18 protein-coding genes and 1 other annotated feature are annotated in these 17,125 nt (G+C 39.7%); of the genes, 3 read left to right on the forward strand and 15 right to left on the reverse strand.

Annotated features, from left to right (window positions below; genetic code table 11):
• Positions 1–54 precede the first annotated feature (54 nt).
• From N0M92_RS12035 to hmpA, 8 genes are all read right to left on the reverse strand, one after another.
• Positions 55–1,548: a sodium:solute symporter family protein gene (locus N0M92_RS12035; protein WP_260285917.1), complete on the reverse strand. Its 1,494-nt coding sequence runs from the start codon at positions 1,546–1,548 to the stop codon at positions 55–57.
• Entirely contained in the window at positions 1,548–1,739 is a 192-nt protein-coding gene (locus tag N0M92_RS12040) for a DUF3311 domain-containing protein (protein ID WP_260285918.1), read from the reverse strand. Before N0M92_RS12040 ends, N0M92_RS12035 begins: the two co-directional genes overlap by 1 nt.
• 87 nt (positions 1,740–1,826) lie before the next feature.
• Entirely contained in the window at positions 1,827–2,789 is a 963-nt protein-coding gene (locus N0M92_RS12045) for a hydroxyacid dehydrogenase (protein WP_260285919.1), read from the reverse strand.
• A 200-nt stretch (positions 2,790–2,989) separates the two neighbouring features.
• On the reverse strand, positions 2,990–4,924 hold the full coding sequence (locus N0M92_RS12050) for a sigma 54-interacting transcriptional regulator (protein ID WP_260285922.1): 1,935 nt from the start codon (positions 4,922–4,924) through the stop codon (positions 2,990–2,992).
• Positions 4,925–5,598: 674 nt separating this feature from the next.
• Positions 5,599–6,033, reverse strand: coding sequence for a general stress protein (locus N0M92_RS12055; protein ID WP_260285923.1), 435 nt, complete (start codon positions 6,031–6,033; stop codon positions 5,599–5,601).
• A gap of 80 nt (positions 6,034–6,113) precedes the next feature.
• Positions 6,114–7,361, reverse strand: coding sequence for a glutamate-5-semialdehyde dehydrogenase (locus tag N0M92_RS12060; RefSeq protein ID WP_260285924.1), 1,248 nt, complete (start codon positions 7,359–7,361; stop codon positions 6,114–6,116).
• Between the two features lie 37 nt (positions 7,362–7,398).
• A complete protein-coding gene (gene proB / locus N0M92_RS12065; protein WP_260285929.1) occupies positions 7,399–8,487 on the reverse strand; it encodes a glutamate 5-kinase in 1,089 nt (362 codons plus the stop codon).
• Positions 8,488–8,544: 57 nt separating this feature from the next.
• Positions 8,545–8,759: a binding site (T-box leader), on the reverse strand.
• 62 nt (positions 8,760–8,821) lie between these two features.
• Positions 8,822–10,030, reverse strand: coding sequence for an NO-inducible flavohemoprotein (gene hmpA / locus N0M92_RS12070; RefSeq protein WP_260285933.1), 1,209 nt, complete (start codon positions 10,028–10,030; stop codon positions 8,822–8,824).
• A gap of 171 nt (positions 10,031–10,201) precedes the next feature.
• On the opposite strand from hmpA, the gene N0M92_RS12075 reads away from it, so the two are divergent.
• Positions 10,202–10,666 (forward strand): RrF2 family transcriptional regulator, encoded by a 465-nt coding sequence (locus N0M92_RS12075; RefSeq protein ID WP_260285934.1) that lies wholly within the window; start codon positions 10,202–10,204, stop codon positions 10,664–10,666.
• A 15-nt stretch (positions 10,667–10,681) separates the two neighbouring features.
• On the opposite strand, the gene N0M92_RS12080 is transcribed toward N0M92_RS12075, so the two are convergent.
• The 3 genes from N0M92_RS12080 to N0M92_RS12090 all read right to left on the reverse strand — a co-directional run bounded on the left by N0M92_RS12080 (position 10,682) and on the right by N0M92_RS12090 (position 12,578).
• Positions 10,682–11,632 (reverse strand): HD-GYP domain-containing protein, encoded by a 951-nt coding sequence (locus N0M92_RS12080; protein ID WP_260285935.1) that lies wholly within the window; start codon positions 11,630–11,632, stop codon positions 10,682–10,684.
• An 83-nt stretch (positions 11,633–11,715) separates the two neighbouring features.
• A complete protein-coding gene (locus N0M92_RS12085) occupies positions 11,716–11,901 on the reverse strand; it encodes a zinc-finger domain-containing protein (RefSeq protein WP_260285936.1) in 186 nt (61 codons plus the stop codon).
• A gap of 5 nt (positions 11,902–11,906) precedes the next feature.
• Positions 11,907–12,578, reverse strand: coding sequence for a reverse transcriptase-like protein (locus N0M92_RS12090; protein WP_260285937.1), 672 nt, complete (start codon positions 12,576–12,578; stop codon positions 11,907–11,909).
• Positions 12,579–12,799: 221 nt separating this feature from the next.
• Between N0M92_RS12090 and N0M92_RS12095 the strand changes: the two genes are divergently transcribed.
• Positions 12,800–13,213, forward strand: a complete 414-nt coding sequence (locus tag N0M92_RS12095) for a reverse transcriptase-like protein (protein WP_260285938.1) — start codon at positions 12,800–12,802, stop codon at positions 13,211–13,213.
• Positions 13,197–14,105 carry a DMT family transporter gene (locus N0M92_RS12100; RefSeq protein WP_260285940.1) on the forward strand — a complete coding sequence of 303 codons (909 nt, stop codon included), beginning with the start codon at positions 13,197–13,199 and terminating at the stop codon, positions 14,103–14,105. The genes N0M92_RS12095 and N0M92_RS12100 overlap by 17 nt, the downstream gene beginning before the upstream one ends.
• A 44-nt stretch (positions 14,106–14,149) precedes the next feature.
• On the opposite strand, the gene N0M92_RS12105 is transcribed toward N0M92_RS12100, so the two are convergent.
• The 4 genes from N0M92_RS12105 to N0M92_RS12120 all read right to left on the reverse strand — a co-directional run bounded on the left by N0M92_RS12105 (position 14,150) and on the right by N0M92_RS12120 (position 17,114).
• Positions 14,150–14,431, reverse strand: a complete 282-nt coding sequence (locus tag N0M92_RS12105; protein ID WP_228467451.1) for a DUF6123 family protein — start codon at positions 14,429–14,431, stop codon at positions 14,150–14,152.
• A 120-nt stretch (positions 14,432–14,551) separates the two neighbouring features.
• Positions 14,552–15,427, reverse strand: coding sequence for a 5'-3' exonuclease (locus tag N0M92_RS12110; RefSeq protein WP_260286090.1), 876 nt, complete (start codon positions 15,425–15,427; stop codon positions 14,552–14,554).
• A gap of 85 nt (positions 15,428–15,512) precedes the next feature.
• Positions 15,513–16,340: a sulfurtransferase gene (locus tag N0M92_RS12115; RefSeq protein ID WP_260285941.1), complete on the reverse strand. Its 828-nt coding sequence runs from the start codon at positions 16,338–16,340 to the stop codon at positions 15,513–15,515.
• Between the two features lie 12 nt (positions 16,341–16,352).
• Positions 16,353–17,114: a nucleotidyltransferase domain-containing protein gene (locus N0M92_RS12120; protein ID WP_260285942.1), complete on the reverse strand. Its 762-nt coding sequence runs from the start codon at positions 17,112–17,114 to the stop codon at positions 16,353–16,355.
• Between the last annotated feature and the right edge of the window lie 11 nt (positions 17,115–17,125).

Genomic DNA, 17,125 nt, shown 5'->3' on the forward strand with positions numbered 1-17,125 from the left:
TTTTGTTCTAGTAATTTATGATTATCTTAAAATTGGATTCATTCCCACCAGCATTTAACTAGTTTTGTCCATTCCTGAAGCTTGTTTATTATCTTCTTCCATCCCAATTGATGTTTTTCTTGTAACGGCACTCACTCCCAAAGTTACTGCAATGTTGATGAGTAATACGGCTAACCCTACATCAAGATCTTGTATGACTTGCGGCAGAGATGGAAATAAAGTAGCAAGTGTCGTACCTGAAGTAGTCGAGTATATGACAATTAGAATTCCAGCGATCATTCCGGCAAAAGCTCCTTGGACGGTAACAGGATTATTTTTCCACAAGCTAAAAAATAATGCGGGAAATAACTGTGCCATGAAGCTATATGCCATTAGATACAACGTAAAAATCGACTCCCCGCCATTAAACGTAAAATATAGAGTCACTATGGAAATGGCAGGTACTAACATCCTGCTCAGTCTTTGAAGCTGTTCATCCGATGTATTCGGCTTCCACACCTTATATACATTTTTGGAAAGTATCGTGGCAGTTGCCGTCAACACGAGTGAACTAGGTATAAGGGCGGCCATCGCCCCTGATGCTCCAATAACCCCAACAAACCAGGGATCAAATGACATTTTCGCCATTTTAAATAAAGCTAAGTCTGCTTCTGCCCCCTGTAGATTCGGAACTTGGAGAATCGCAGAAAAACCAATAAATAACGAAAAAATGATGATTACTTGATAAATTGGCATAACCCCAGCATTCCAACGAAGTGATTTTGGACTTTTTGCAGAGAATACTCCCGCCAACATATGAGGAAACATATAAAATGCCAGTGCTGTCATGATCGTAGCTGAAATAAACCAAGAGATACTCAAACCTTGTTCCGGGAAAATCAACAAACCTTGTTTTGCCGTATCGATTGCTTCAAACATCGGCTGTAAACCACCGTAATAATGAAGAGGAAAATAAATCCCCATGATGACGACTACAGTCAGAATCATGATATCTTTAATGACCGCGGTCCACGCTACCCCATGCATCCCTGAAGCAGTTACATAAATTGTGATCGCAATGACACTTACAACTATGGCCACATTTGGCGAAATGGACCCATAGGAGGCTTCCGATACGATAATTCCTAACCCTTTCAACTGCATGATCAGATATGGAATAATTGAAATGACGCTAATTACCGCCACAAGAACTCCTAAAGCCGGACTATTGTACTTTTTATCATAAAAATCAGATTGAGATATGACATTATTTTTTTTGGCATATCTCCAAATAGGCGGCAACAGCCAATAGGCGATTACAAAATAGAAGCAATTGAAAGCGTATAGGGCAGGAGGCATACCAGATCTATACGCTCCGCCGCTTGCCCCCAAAAACGTATATGTCGTAAACATTTCACCTGCTATCAAGAAGAAGAGCAAAAAGCTGCCGAAACCCCTTCCGCCTATAGCCCATTGTTCCAAACTCATATTCTTACCTTTTCGAGCTTGAAGCCCTAACCAAATACACAGAACCAAAAAGAAAAGGATAACAAGCAGGGCTTCATTCATCAGTCTTCTTCCTCCTCGGTTGCTGGGTCAAGTTTATTGGCAATTATTAAAAACACTGATGTAAGACAAACCCATAAAATGGCCCAAAAAAGAACAAATGGCATCCCTAAAACATAAGGTTCAATCCGATTGATAACCACAAGCGAGCCAAGTGCCGGTATTGCACTTATCACATAGATCAATTTCTTCATTTGTTCACCATCCTTATCAACAAATGCCCAACTTGAATCATCCAATCCTTCATTTTTCTGAAAAAACAGATATTTTTTTCTGTACTATTACATTGACAACCCTTTAGTTAATGGCTCATTTACAGCCCAATTCGGTTGCATGCCTGTAAGAACTTGTTCCACTTGCATTGCTGCATGTACAGCCATGCGTATCGAGCCTTCCTTCGTCAATGCCGCATTATGAGGACTGACAATCACATTATCCAATTTAAAAAGGGGATTCCCTTTATCAGGAGGCTCAACTTCAAATACGTCTATTCCAGCACCGGCAATCTGGCCCGCTTGCAAAGCATTTACTAAATCACTTTCCTTCACTACACCGCCCCTGGAAGCGTTTACAAAATAGGAAGAAGGTTTCATCCAGGAAAACTCACGGCTACCTATTATCCCTTTTGTTGTTTTCGTTAACGGCAGATGCAGGCTAATAACATCAGAGTTTATGAATAACCATTCTAAATCTGTTACTATCTCCAACTCTGAATTCTTTTTGGCTGTAACATAGGGGTCGTAGCCAATCACTTTCATATCAAAGCCTTGGTAAGCCTTTTTTGCCAGTATTCTGCCGATTCTCCCCAGTCCGATAATCCCCAATGTCTTGCCTTCCAAGTCCATGCCAAAAAGTTGATTACGAATAGCAAAATTCCCGCTGCGCAGTTCTTTATCAGCCAAGCTTAAGTTTTTGGACAATGATAAAATTAATGCCATTACATGTTCAGCTACAGAATTCGCATTTGCCTCTGGGGTATTTGTTACATAAATGCCACGCTCTGTAGCAGCTTCGATATCAATATTGTCCAAGCCCACACCATACTTGGCAATCACTTTGAGGTTTTCAGCTGCTTGAATGACTTCTTTATTTATTACAGCTGTTGATCTCGTTAGCACTGCATCACAACCCTTGATTTCTTCCATAAGAATTTCTTGGGACAGATCAGACCCTACTTTAATCTTATAGCCTTTTTCTACTAAATAACTTTTCCCCTCTTTCTCAATATCTTGCGGAATATACACTAAATGGCTCACCTTCACACCAACCCTTTCATGTTAACCTTGAAGGAAAAATCTTTCCTACTGCATGGTTATATATACAATTATTGTGCCAACATAAAAAACATCCGTTTATTCAAGAAAGAAGCCAATCAGTCCTTATAGCAAGACATAAATAAATGTAACAAATTGTTTCAAAATGAATTATTTTGTTTCATTACGTTTCAATCTGTTTCAATATTCAAGTTTTTCATCTTTCTCCATAAAGTAGTGCGACTCATCCCTAACTCAAAGGCAGCTTTTCCTTTATTAAAATTAACCTTAATTAACATTTGAACAATTCTTTCACGCTCGGATAAATGCATCCCAGAGGACATATCCATCTCTTCGACTTGTTTCGATAGCTGTATTTTCTTTTTACTTCTATTGGGAAAATACATTTCAATATCGTACACATCAATTAACTTGTCTTTATAAAGAGCGCATAATCGCTCACAAAAATTTTGCAATTGGCGGATATTCCCTTCCCAATTCTCTTCGCTCAGCTTTTTCATAGCAGTATCCGTAATCTTAATTTGTTTTTGATCAGAATGGCCTTTCTGAATAAAAGCATTCACCAATAATGGAATATCTTCTCTGCGTTCCCGAAGTGGAGGCAATACAAGGTCCAGTACACTCAAGCGATAATACAGATCCTCCCGAAAGTCATTACTTTTCACCATTTGCATGAGGTCTTTGTTCGTTGCCGACACAATTCTCACATCAACGGGAATTACTTTATCATCACCGATACGCATGATTTCCCGCTCTTGGAGGACACGTAGCAGCCGGCTTTGCATTTTTGGGGAGATTTCCCCTATTTCATCTAAAAAAATCGTACCTCTATGAGCCAGTTCAAAAAATCCTTGCTTTCCGCCTTTCATGGCTCCCGTGAAAGCTCCTTCTGCATATCCGAAAAGCTCACTTTCCAATAAATTTTCGGGAAGCGCCGCGCAATTAATGGCTACAAACGGGTTATTTTTCCGATTGCTATGATTATGTATGCTTTGGGCGAATATTTCCTTGCCCGTTCCAGTTTCTCCAATTATAAGAATGTTTGAATCTACTTCACTATAACGTTGAGCTGTTTCAATTGTCCTCTTAATTTCGGGACTTCGATACAATATATCATCAAATGTGTACTTGGCCACATGTCCGCGTGAATGAAGTTTTCTGAAGAACTTTCCTTCCATCTCTTGAATGCGGGTAACATCTTGAAAGGCGACCATATCCCCCACTTTTATGCCTTTTAAAAATATCGCAACTTTTTTTAGCGATAATTGAATCGATTGGTAAGCAACGGTATCTTTTTCGTATTCACCTTCACTTAAAAGCATATTTCGAAATTTCCCGGGCTTTATTATATCGTATATGGAATTTCCAATTAAGCTCCCCTTGGAAATGGATAATATCTCCTGAGCCGCCGTATTAAATACAGATATTTGTCCTTTTAAATCTATAGCAATAACCCCTTCATAGGCATAATTAAGAATCGTTTGGTAACGCTTGGTCTTTTCCTGTTCCCTTCTGCTGACAAGAGCTACTCTTTTCGCCTCAATCAACGCCTGCCGAAATGATTCCTTTCCAGTGTCAACCAGTATGGCTCCTAACCCTATCTCTTCAGCATATTTACAGGTACTTAAACCACTTAACACCACCTCACAACCTTCTCTGGCTGCCAAATCCACTAAACTGACTGAGGACTCGATATCATTTAATATATAGGACTGAATTGGCAAATCAACAATATCCGAAAGGTTTTCCACCCCATAAATCATGTTTAATGCTCCAATAACGGCCACTTTTTTACTGCCAAAACGTGCCTTGCAATCATATAGGGAACGAATGAGGTCAATCCCTTGGACAGGTATATCGACGATTGGAATGAATTCATTGCTTTCTTTTAATAGTTTCGTGATCAAACCCCTTGAAATGATCACATCAGCATCCAGCTTCAACTTCCCAATCTTATCGGCATCCTCAACCACCTCCTCTAATACAAACTTCACTGAACCGTTATCATTGTTGTCCGATTCTTCCAACTTGTTGAATTCCTCAAACCTTTCAAAAGCATCCGTAATATACCCTTTTCGAGGAACAACGAGTTTTATTTTTATCAAAACACCCACCTCCAACGTAAATCATTTTGGTTTATTGGATAAAAGCTAAAAGTAACCTGTAATTTATTCCAGACCTTGTTATACAAGGACTGAATATAACCTGGTAAGCTAAGAATGCCGCAAAGGTTTTCATTCAAAGCCACAATAAGAAAAGCAATGTGAGACTTCCAAAATAGTAATTCTGCATTTTATTTAGATATTAGATATTTCACTTTATTAATGACTTTGAAAAATAAAAAACCCTGTTATCGTGGGTTTTTTCATCATAAGGATTTCGATTGGTATTTAATATGGTCATTCAGGTCATCACATTAAAACTTTCTTTTCCTCACTAGAATACACTTTTTAACATTAACATCAGTATAATGATTCTTAAGGTGAAAATCATCATGAAAAGTCCTTTTTAATTTCTTAAAGTGGCATGATCATCTACTTTATTTTCCATAATCCCCCTTCCTCTCTCGGTAATAGGACTATATTCCTTTTATTCTTCATACAAATGTAGAATTCCTTTTGATTTTATCGGTACAGACAATAAAATTAGTCTACAAACATATTAACCCCGTTCAAGAAATCCTGAACGGGGTTTTTTAATAAATTTTTATTTTGAGTTTTTGCGGGCATTCTTACAGTTATCAAACTTTATAACATTCAAGGTGGTTTTACTTACGGACTTAAAAAGGATCGGCGATGACAAGGATTTTCCCGGCTTTAATATCCTCCACATATTGATCGGCTTCGGATTCCTCCAGTCCAATATCCAATAATGGCTTTCTCAATCCGCCTGCTCCCGATGCTGCCCCGGCAGCGGCTCCGCCAAAAGTGGCAAAAATAGGTCCTGCTGCCAATATCGGACCAATTCCTGGTACGGCCAATGCACTCATTCCAATAAGCAGGCCTGTTAATCCGACAGCTCCGCCGGCTGCTGCGCCAGCTACTAATCCATCAGTCTTTGCCGGGGCGACTTCCTCGGCTTCACTGGGTAATTGATCAATGTTTTTTGCCACTACTGATATTTGATTGGATGTATATCCTTGTGTCTTTAAGTTTTCTACTGCTGAAATCGCTTCATTCGCATTTTCATATATTGCTATAAACCTCTTGTCCATGGTATCTGCTCCTTTAAAAGTAATGTATTATACAATACCCTTAATTGAGTTTTAATAACCTTCCATGAAGGAAATGAATTTCATTCCCGGATTTGCCCCTGGCCGTAAATGAAGTACTTGCTTGATGTTAAGGCAGGTAAACCCATTGGTCCACGTGCATGCAGCTTTTGTGTCGAAATGCCGATTTCTGCACCATAACCAAATTCAAAGCCATCGGTAAAACGGGTGGAAGCATTGTGATAAACTGCTGCGGCATCTACTTTATTCAAAAAAGCGGAAGCGTTTTGTTCATCCCTCGTCAGGATTGCTTCAGAATGCTTGGTACCGTATCGGTTAATATGTTCAATCGCATCGAATACACCTTTGACAGTTTTCACGCTGATCTTTAAAGCCAGGTACTCCGTTGACCAATCTTCCTCCGTAGCCGCTTTGGCTCTTGGAAAGGAGCTGCAAACCACTTCATCCCCATATATTTCAATACCCTTTTCGTCCAGGAGTTCCAAAATACGCACTCCGTTTTCTTCAAACCATTTTTCATGAATCAGGAGCCCCTCGATAGCATTGCATACGGATGGACGCTGAGTTTTACCGTTTAAGACAATTTTCTCGACAATCGTGATATCTGCGGTCTCATCGATGAAGATATGGCAATTGCCTGCTCCTGTTTCAAGAACCGGAACAGTGGACTCCTTAATAACCGTTTCAATTAAATTCTTTCCGCCTCGTGGAATCAAAACATCTAAATACTCATTAAGATGAAAAAGTTCCTTAGCGGTTTCTCGACTCGTATCCTCGATCAACTGAACAGCTTCTACAGGAATTTCCGTATTCTCCAATGCCTTATGAATGGATGAGACTAGTGCCATATTGGAGTTTTTGGCTGACGAGCTGCCTCTTAATATGACGGCATTCCCGGTTTTCAAGGACAATGTAGCTGCATCGATGGTCACGTTAGGCCTGGCTTCATAAATCATCCCGATTACACCGATTGGCACCCGTAACTTTTTAATCAATAAACCATTCTCTTTTTCGATCGTCTCCAATTGTTCCCCAACTGGATCATTTAATTCGATTAAAAGCATAATGGCCTCAGCCATGTCATCAATACGGTTAGCATTTAACATAATTCGATCCAATGTAGACTCACTGAAGCCTTTTTTCCTGCCTTCTTCCAGATCCATTTGGTTTTCTTTTATCAAGAAATCTTTATCGATAATAAGTTGCTTAGCAATGTTTCCAAGTGCCTCGTTCTTTTGTTCCGTATTCAATCCTATTAACTGATAACTGGCTTCTTTGGCTGCCTTTCCTTTCGCCTTCACTTCACTCATTTTCAAATGCCCCCTTTTCCTTCACAAAAATTGATTTTTATGCTTTCACCCATTTGTCGCGATGAATCACTTCTATGGAAGTGATCACAAGCTCGGATGTCCTCTTTCCCATCGCCTGTTTTAATTCTTCGTCGGAGTATAGGACCTCCCCCCGCCCCAATAATCCATTTGCGCCATAGACTTCGACAACATCCCCCTTATTGAAGATTCCTTTAATTTCGTAAATTCCGGCTGGCAGCAGACTGCTGCCATTTGAAACTAAAGCTCTCTCGGCACCTTCATCAACGAAAATTTTCCCGGATACTTGTGAATGAAGGGATATCCATTGTTTGTTTTTCGTTACCGTCGTCAAGACATCATTCCCAATATACGTGCCGTCACCTTTGCCTTCGAGGATGGTTAGAAGTTTATCACTCCCATAACCAGAACCAATGAATACTTTCACCCCTAGAGACAATGCAGTTTGGGCTGCAATTAACTTAGATTTCATCCCCCCGGTTCCAACATTGGATCCTGCACCTTCTGCCATTTGCAATAAATCCGCTGTTACTTCGGTTAGCTTATCAAATCGTTTCGCCCCTGGATTTGTCTGTGGATTGGAATCATAGAGCCCATTAATGTCCGTTAATATGATCAAGTTGGTGGCGTGGACCAGTCCGCTTACTAAGGCGGATAGCATATCATTATCACCAAAAGTCAGCTCCTCGACCGATACTGTATCATTTTCATTAATAATCGGAAGGATGCCGCGTTCAAGCAATTCCATCAATGTCGCATATGCATTTTTATATCTATCTTTTTTCGAGAAATCTTTCCTTGTTAACAAAATCTGCGCAGGAACGATTCCAAAATGACCTAATTGTTCCATATATGATTGAATCAATAGGCTTTGCCCAACCGCTGCAGCAGCTTGTTTTCCCTTGAGAGTGACAGGTCTCGTAGGATAGCCGAGCTTGCGAAAACCTGTTGCTACAGCACCTGATGAAACAAGGACAACTTCATGTCCCGCTTTCCTTAAAGCTGCCACTGCCTGGATATGATCGGAAAATTTATTTTGGTCGATTTCACCTTTTGTGTTGGTCAAAGAACTACTTCCTATCTTTACAACGATGCGTTTCTTTTCCATCGATTACTTCCTCCAATAAATATCTAAGACATGAAAAAAAGCCCTCTTCATCCTCGAAATAAGGACGAAAAGGGCTGCTCTCCGTGGTACCACCTTCATTGAATGCAAGTTCATGCATTCCACTTTGCCTGATAACGCCAGGATTTGCGCCTATGTTTTGCATAGGACTCAAGAAGCAGGTTCTGCGTTTTTCTGTCGCGGGTCTTCCAGCAATTGACGCCGCTCTCTGTCACAGTGATTCTCGCATACTAATCTTCTCTCAACGTTCATTGTTTTAATATAGTATGCAAAATTATCTGCTTGATGTCAATAACATTCCTACGATGTATGAACCTTATAACGCGATTGCCGGACCAAAGAACTCATAGTGGATTTTATCCGCATCTATCCCCAGCTCTTTTAGATAAGTAATGATTGCCTTCATGAAAGGAACAGGGCCACACACATAATAATCAGCTTCAGGTTTAACAAAACCGCTCAATAATTCCTTATCGATATACCCTTCCTTTTTAAAATTCGGCAGGTTCTTATCATCCTGGTCCGGATTTTTAAAGACAAAGGATAATTGATAGCTGGTAAGCTTTTGGGCTAGTTCTGTCAGTTCCATTCTGAACGGCTGTAACCGACCATTATCGGAAGCATGAATGAATTGTACATGACGCTCGGGTGTTTGTTCAGCTATCGCATGGACCATACTCATGAAAGGTGTTATGCCAACGCCTCCGCTCAAGAATACTGCCGGTGTTCGTTTTTCCAAATCGATGGTGAAATCACCTGCAGGAGCCGTTACGTCAATACTGTCACCCACCTGAATGGATTCATGCAAGTAGTTGGAGACCCTTCCATCAGGAGAGGTTCCCGGCTTTTCTTTTTTAACGGAAATCCGGAAATAATCTTTTCCCGGAACATCAGACAAACTATATTGACGGTTGAATAGATAGCGTTCACCCGGTATCTCGATCCGAATGGTAATATATTGTCCAGGAAGAAATGATGGAACCTTCTCTCCATCTGACGGTTTTAAATAAAAGGATGTGATTACGTCACTTTCCCGTACTTTTTCCGCCACTGTGAATCGTTTGAAATCAGACCATCCGCCGACCTGATTGGAAGCTTCGTCGTACATTTCCTTTTCGATGCTAATGAAAGCATCGGCAATGACACCATAGGCCTCTCCCCAAGCTTGGAGGATCTCTTCTGTAGCTGAATCTTGTAACACTTCCTTGATTGCACCTAAAAGAAATTCTCCAACAATGGGATAATGTTCGGCTTTAACGGCAAGACTTCTGTGTTTTTGTGCTATTTGCTTCACGGCAGGTAATATCGTTTCGAGTTGATCTATATATTTAGCTGCTGCTAAAACTGTGTTGGCCAGTGCATTTTGCTGGCGTCCCTTTTTTTGATTGGCGTGATTAAAAACATTTAATAATTCAGGATGTGCTTCGAAAAGATTTTTATAGAATACAGTTGTGATTGTTGTACCATGCACTTCTAATACAGGTACAGTTGATTTGATAACATCAATAGTTTTTTGGGATAGCATAGGTAAACCCCTCTTCATAAACAAGTATTTTAAATACATGTTTATAATAGAACGTAAATGCATTAAAAGCAATATATTATATACATCTTTTTCAAAAAATAAGCTTTCATGTTTATAAAATGTTCACATTTATGATATAGTCAAATGGGGATAGAATGTGAGGCGATAAACATGAGGTTGACGAGTTATTCCGATTACTCACTTAGAGTGTTGATTTACCTGGCTTCCCACGACCAAAGCAAATTATCAAATATTAAAGAGATTTCTGAAGTTTATCAACTGTCTAAAAATCATTTGATGAAGATTGTTCATAATCTTGGAAAATTAGGCTATATCGAGACGATTCGTGGAAGAAATGGCGGATTTCGGCTTGCAAAATCACCCTCTGAAATAAATGTAGGGGAACTTGTACGACGAACCGAGGAGGATTTTTATCTGGTGGAATGTTTTAAAGATCACGATAACTGTGTGATTTCTCCCGTTTGTTCATTGAAATTTGTTCTTAATAATGCCTTGGATGCTTTTCTAAAGGTCCTTGATCAATATACGATTGCAGACTTCAGCGAAAATAAAGTGATGCTCAAAACCTATTTCGATTCGGTAAAAAAGAATGAAAAAGAGCCCGATTTTTTATGATCGGGCTCTTTTTCATTAACCGATGATTCGTTCGATCTGCCATTCCTTTTCCATTCGCAAATCCATGATCCCCGTACTGGTTTTCAATAAAACTTTAAGGGGATCGTATGGATTGATCATAACGATCGTCCCGATTCGTTCATTAGTAAGCATGACTTCTTTTCCGATCAATGTGGACATTAAACGATTTACAAATTCCAGCAGGATTTCCGGATTGAATTTACCGAACATATCGCTGTTCATTTGTTCAATCACCTTATAAAACGGCATGGCCTGATGATATACACGATTTGAGGACATCGCATGGAAAACATCAGCTATTGCGACGATTTTCGCATGATGATCGATATCATTCCCCTTCAGTCCAAGTGGATAGCCTTGCCCATCTTCCCGTTCATGGTGCTGTAGGGCTGTTAATGCAATCGACGGAAGGATTCCAGGGATATTTTTAAGTAATTCATACCCATAAATGGTATGGAGCTTCATTTCTTCATATTCTGTCGCAGTCAGTTTACCCGGTTTTTCCAATATACTATCCGAAATCCTTATTTTACCCACATCATGCAGCATGGCTGCCAATGTTAGGGCTGAGAGGTTTTCTTTCGATAATCCAAGCTTCATCCCCAAATATGTGGCAATGATTCCGACCCCGATATTATGACTATACGTGTACTCGTTTTTTGCTTGCATCTCATCGAAAAGGGAATAAATATCAGGATTCTTTGCAGCATCTGTAATGACAGGTGCTACTTCAGCTTTAATCAATTCAATCTTATCAAGCTGTATTTTTCCTTCTTTACGTATATCTTGAAAGATGTTTTTCATTTGAAGAGAAGCTTCATTGATTCTTTCATGAATCATTACGTTAGGCTGTACATGATTTTCCGTTAATGAATATCCACCTTTTTCAGGGATGGTAAGAGGCGTATTCGCTTTATTATTCATCTTCCCTCTTCTATTTTTCATCGCTCTCACACTTTTCTCTATTTTTACCTATGATACCATATCCTTCATGACCTTGTGTCATAATGAAAGCAATTTTGGGAGACTTAAGATCGGTTACTAAGTTCATTGCCCAGCTGTTTTAATTTTTCACCAACCGTACATTCTGAAATACAGAACTGATGGGCATACGTCCGCCCCTTCTCTTTTCGAAAATGCTTCCTTAAAAAACAATCTTGACAATACGAAGCGAGAACATCTTCCACTTCTTCATATATTTTTTTCCTGTTCATTGTTGTTATGGCTCCTTTGACTCAGCAATTTCCATTTTGCTGAAAATGGCTTTTCCCTGCAGTGCAAGTGTTGCCAGGCGATCGGCTTCCTGGTTTTCCTTTCGAGAAATTGGCTTGCAGACCGGAATGATCTTTAATTTATCCAGTTTCGCTTCAATGCGGTCAAGCCATTTATTTAAGTTTTCTTCCATGCAAGGCCATTCACCGGAAAGTTGATTTAAGACAACTAGGGAATCACCTTTAAAGACACAACTTTGATGGTGGATTCCAAGTTCGTCCATCTGCCTGACCGCTTCATGAAAGGCCGCATATTCCGCTTCATTATTGGATTCAAATTGCTCCAATTTCAAGTTTGTGCGTAACCGCCAGAACTTCTTACCTTGGCGAAAATAAATGGCAACACCGATTCCTGCCACCTTTTCACCTTTTTGAAAACCGCCATCAAAAAAAACAGTCACATCCTGCGGTTCTTCCTCCACTTCCGTCAGGAGCTTCTTTAGTTCCTTCTTGGTCCAAGTTGTATCGAATTCATCCTTGAACTCCACTTCTTTCAGCCTTCCTGCCTTTTCAAGATCTTCCGTAATGACCAGAGCAGTCCCGGCATCAAGCCAATCCGAAACGAAATCGGCAGATGGTTTTTTTGATGCATGATATGTCCATTGCATAATTACCTTCAAAGATTTCCAGCTCCTTATCCATTCACCATTCATGCAGAATAGCTTACAATTTTCATACCTTTTTTTCGTCTTACCCTTTATAATATATTGTAAGCATTTGTATCGCTTTTTTAATTATAGTTCCCCATATCAGCCTGAAATTCTCATGTTTCTATCTTATTTTATATGAAACGTTTTTTTATAATAGCATATTGACAGTTAAACTCGAGGAGGAGCACATCTTGATCGAAGTGTATATTGATGGTGCCAGTGCAGGCAATCCAGGGCCGAGCGGCGCAGGTGTTTTCATAAATAATAATGGTGTGGTCGAGCGGCATGCCTTTCCGCTTGGAAATATGGAAAACCATGAAGCGGAGTACCATGCTTTAATCAAAGCATTGGAAATTTGTGTAGCCAATAAGTATCAAATCGTTTCTTTTCGTACTGACTCACAAGCCATCAACCGGGCCATTGAAAAAAGATTTGCAAAGAATAAGTATGCCATTTTGTTGGAACGGGCGCTAAAGCTTTCAGATGAGCTTGAATTATTTTTCATGAAATGGATTCCAAATCTCGAAAACAAGTCCGCGGATGAGTTGGCGAGACGGGCCATTCGAATGAATAATTCCGAGGAAAATCATGAACAAGACAGCTGATTTTTCATTACTATTCGTTGTATTTATTTGGGGCGTCACTTTTGTCATGGTTCAAAATGCCCTATCTTTTTTAGACCCCTTCACGTTTAATGCGGTCCGTTTCTTCATGGCTTTCGTTTTCTTGCTCATCCCTTATATATCGACTTTACACAAAAAAGGGAAAAATCGGAACAAGGGTCTTTTTATAGCTGGGTTTCATATTGGGGTTTGGCTTTTTTTGGGGTATGGGCTTCAAACGATCGGATTGAATTATACAACTCCTGCGAAGACAGGCTTTATAACAGGTTTAAGTGTCGTCATGGTACCCGTGTTTTCCCTGCTGCTTTTAAAACATAGGCTTTCCCGCAATACAATAATAGGTGTCGCAGCCGCAACCATCGGGCTTTATTTAATGACTTTCGCTGACCGCTCCAATTTGAATATCGGTGATTTACTGGTATTTTTATGCGCAATCAGTTTTGCCATGCAGATCATTACAACGGCTAAATATGCCAAGACCTTACCCGCTTTACCATTGACGCTGATTCAGGTTTCCACCGTATCTTTATTATCATTTGTTTCAGCCTTCATTTTTAAAGAGAATCATTCCGTCATCTTCAGCTCGGAGGTCATGTTACAAAAGGACGTATGGACTGCTTTATTGGTTACGGCAGCCCTTGCCACTGCGTTCGCCTTTTTTGCACAAACCTTCTTCCAAGCCTATACGACACCTACAAGAGTGGCGCTGATCTTTTCAATGGAACCGGTTTTTGCCGCGTTATCCTCATACATATTGATAGGGGAAAAATTGACTACCGCCTCCATCATCGGCTGCGCATTCATATTCTTGGGGATGATCTTCGCTGAACTGCCTGTTAAGAAAAAGAAAACCGTGACACAGGAGTTTACTTGAAAAGGCCAATAAAATAAATCGGACTTCCAGTTACGAAGTCCGATTTATTTAAGCAGCCCCTGTTCTTTTGCAAAAGATACCGCTGCACTACGCGTTTCAATGCCGTTTTGTTTTAAGTTTTCCAAAAAGGAGATATAAAAGCTGCCATCAAAGTTCTTTTGTACCTTCAATGTCAATTCTATTGCTGCATTGACTAAAATATCACTCGCATCCGTGTACCGCTTGCCAAAATAAATAAAACCAATAGCGTCATTACCAAAAGTGAATCCTTTCCCCTCTAAAAAACTAACATACTCTTCAGTTGATTTCGCCACTTCTGCATCCACTCCATACTTCATGCCTTATTTTCATCTTACCGTATATCAAAGATTTTGACTATCCATTTTTCGACAAAAAAATCACCGTACAAAATAAAAGAGCTCCCATTGGAAGCTCCGCTTATTGTATTAAATCATTCGCAGTAAAGCCCTGAATTCATGATCCCTAGCCAGATTTTTGACCTTCTCGCGATCATACTGATAGACCGCATCGTCTAAAGAACATGAAATTGGTACATCACATTTTATTTCTGCTAGCTTCCTGGATAAATGAAGCATATCGACGGCGGATTCAATTTTAGCTCGTTGCCCGTTCGTCAATGAAGCAACATTTTCAAGAATCCCTTCGATACTTTGATACTGGATCAATAATTTCAACGCTGTCTTCTCACCTATTCCTTTAACTCCGGGATAGTTATCAGCTGTATCACCCATTAAAGCTTTTAAATCGATCATTTGTCTTGGTGTGATCCCTTTCCATTCAAAAAAGCTATCGGGATTATGAACTTCATAATTACCATATCCTTTTTTTAACAATAACACGGAAATGTTTTCATCTATTAACTGAAGCATATCTTGATCGCCAGTCAATATACCCACCCGGCTATGTTGGGCAGATGCCTTGGCAATTGTCCCGATACAGTCATCCGCCTCATATCCAGAGAGCCCTATGTTAGGGATATCAAATGCTTCAACCGCTTTTTTCGCTAGGTCGAATTGAGGGATCATTTCGACTGGAGCTTCTGATCGATTGGCCTTGTATCCATCAAATAATTCATTTCTGAAAGTCTTACTGCCCATATCCCAACACACCGCGACATGACTAGGTGAAAAGTGATTCACCGCCGTCAGCATATGCTTCAAAAAACCTTGAACGGCATTAGTCGGAATGCCTTTTGAGTTAATCATGAATTGACCAGTAACTGCCGTTGCATAATAAGCTCTAAATAAAAGCGCCATCCCATCGACAAGCATAAAGGAAGGATGCTGCTCGTTTTCTTTCATTAACACATTATCACCTCTATCATGATGTACTTCCATTTTAACATAACTGTCCCCTTTTTTAAGGATCGTTTAATTGGAAAAAATATTATTCAATTGGATTATCATCATACGAGATCCAGTCACTGTAACTGCCAATATATATCTTCACATCTTTAAAGCCCGCTTCTTTCAGGGCGATATAATTGGGTGATGCCGTTACACCTGAACCGCAGTACACAATGATTTCCTTATCTTTACCGATGTCTGAAAAATTTGACTGAAGATCTTCCTTCTTTTTAAAATAGCCATTTTCCAGAACGTTCGTCCACACCTTATTTACTGCTCCAGGTATATGTCCGGCTTTTTTATCAATCGGCTCCTCGATTCCCTCGTAGCGCTTAGATTCCCTTGAATCCATTAATACGATATCGTCAGGCCTATTCATAGTGTAATCCTTCACTGTTTGAAAAGATGCAAAAGCGGAATCATTTAAATCGATATGATATTCTGTTGGCATATATTTCGTTTGATTCGAGTCAATTGGATAGCCCTCATCCCTCCATGCGCGAAAGCCCCCGTTAAGAACATAAACTTTCCGATGCCCAAGGTAGCTAAGCAGCCAGGCAAACCTGGAAGCAAAAGAACCTTCCCCGCCATCATAAGCAATAAGTACCGTATCATTGGTGATTCCGTTTGATTCCAGTTTATTTTTAAAGGTTTCCAGGTCAGGAAGAGGATGTCTTCCGCCATGTTCTTGAACCTGCCCCGATAAGTCCTTTTCAAGATCGAAATAAACCGCGCCGGAAATATGGCCTTTTTTGTATTCATTATACCCCGCATCAGGAGAGCCTAGCTGAAAGCGGCAGTCACAAATTCTGATCTCTTGAGAATTCAACTTCGGCAACAGCTCTTCTTTTTCAATTATTAAACTCATCTAAAAAACCCCCTATTCCAAAATGGTCCAAATTAATTCATTAAGCTCCGTTTCCATCTTCTTTCCTTGATTTAGCCTAGTTATCTCATTCTTTAAGGAAAGTGATTTCCCTTCTATTATCGAAAGATTCTTTTCACTTTCATTGTTGCTTATATATTCCTCCATTTGTTTTGCTTTAAATATCCGTGTAATCCTGGTTTTCAATTCTTGATCAATTGAAACCGTATCAAGTAATTCCCATACTGATAAAGGTGGCAGCGAACCCAGTTGAATTATATATTCAAGGATTAAATACGAACGGTATATTTGTACCCATGTTTTTAGTTCTTTTCTTTCGGATCCCCTGGTTTTTGTCAATAGTTGAAGATTATCGATCATCATCCGATAGTAATGGTGGCCCAGTGCCTTTTTGGAATAGCAATCAGCAATCAACCCCTTCATCCTCCTATAATAATCCGGATGCGTAATCAACTTGATTGGCGACTGAAATAATTCAAATAGAGCAGGATTACTCTTAAAGGTAAGACGTGAAGATTTAAATAAATCCCAGCCTTCCATGTCAAATAGGTCTTCTTTCATTTGCATGACTTCAACTGGCTGACTCAAGCTAAGGTATGACCGCTTATCATTATGAACATATATAAACCGAACATCGTAATCTGATTGGCCTGATGATAAACCAAAAGAATGGCTGCCAGTAACAGCAGCCATCAAAATGGTCATTTCTTCTTTCTTTTCCAGGTATCTCAATCGTGAAATAAGGTTTTCTTTCATGAACGAGACCT

The organism is Peribacillus aracenensis (genome assembly GCF_025175645.1).
Lineage (GTDB): Bacteria > Bacillota > Bacilli > Bacillales > DSM-1321 > Peribacillus > Peribacillus aracenensis.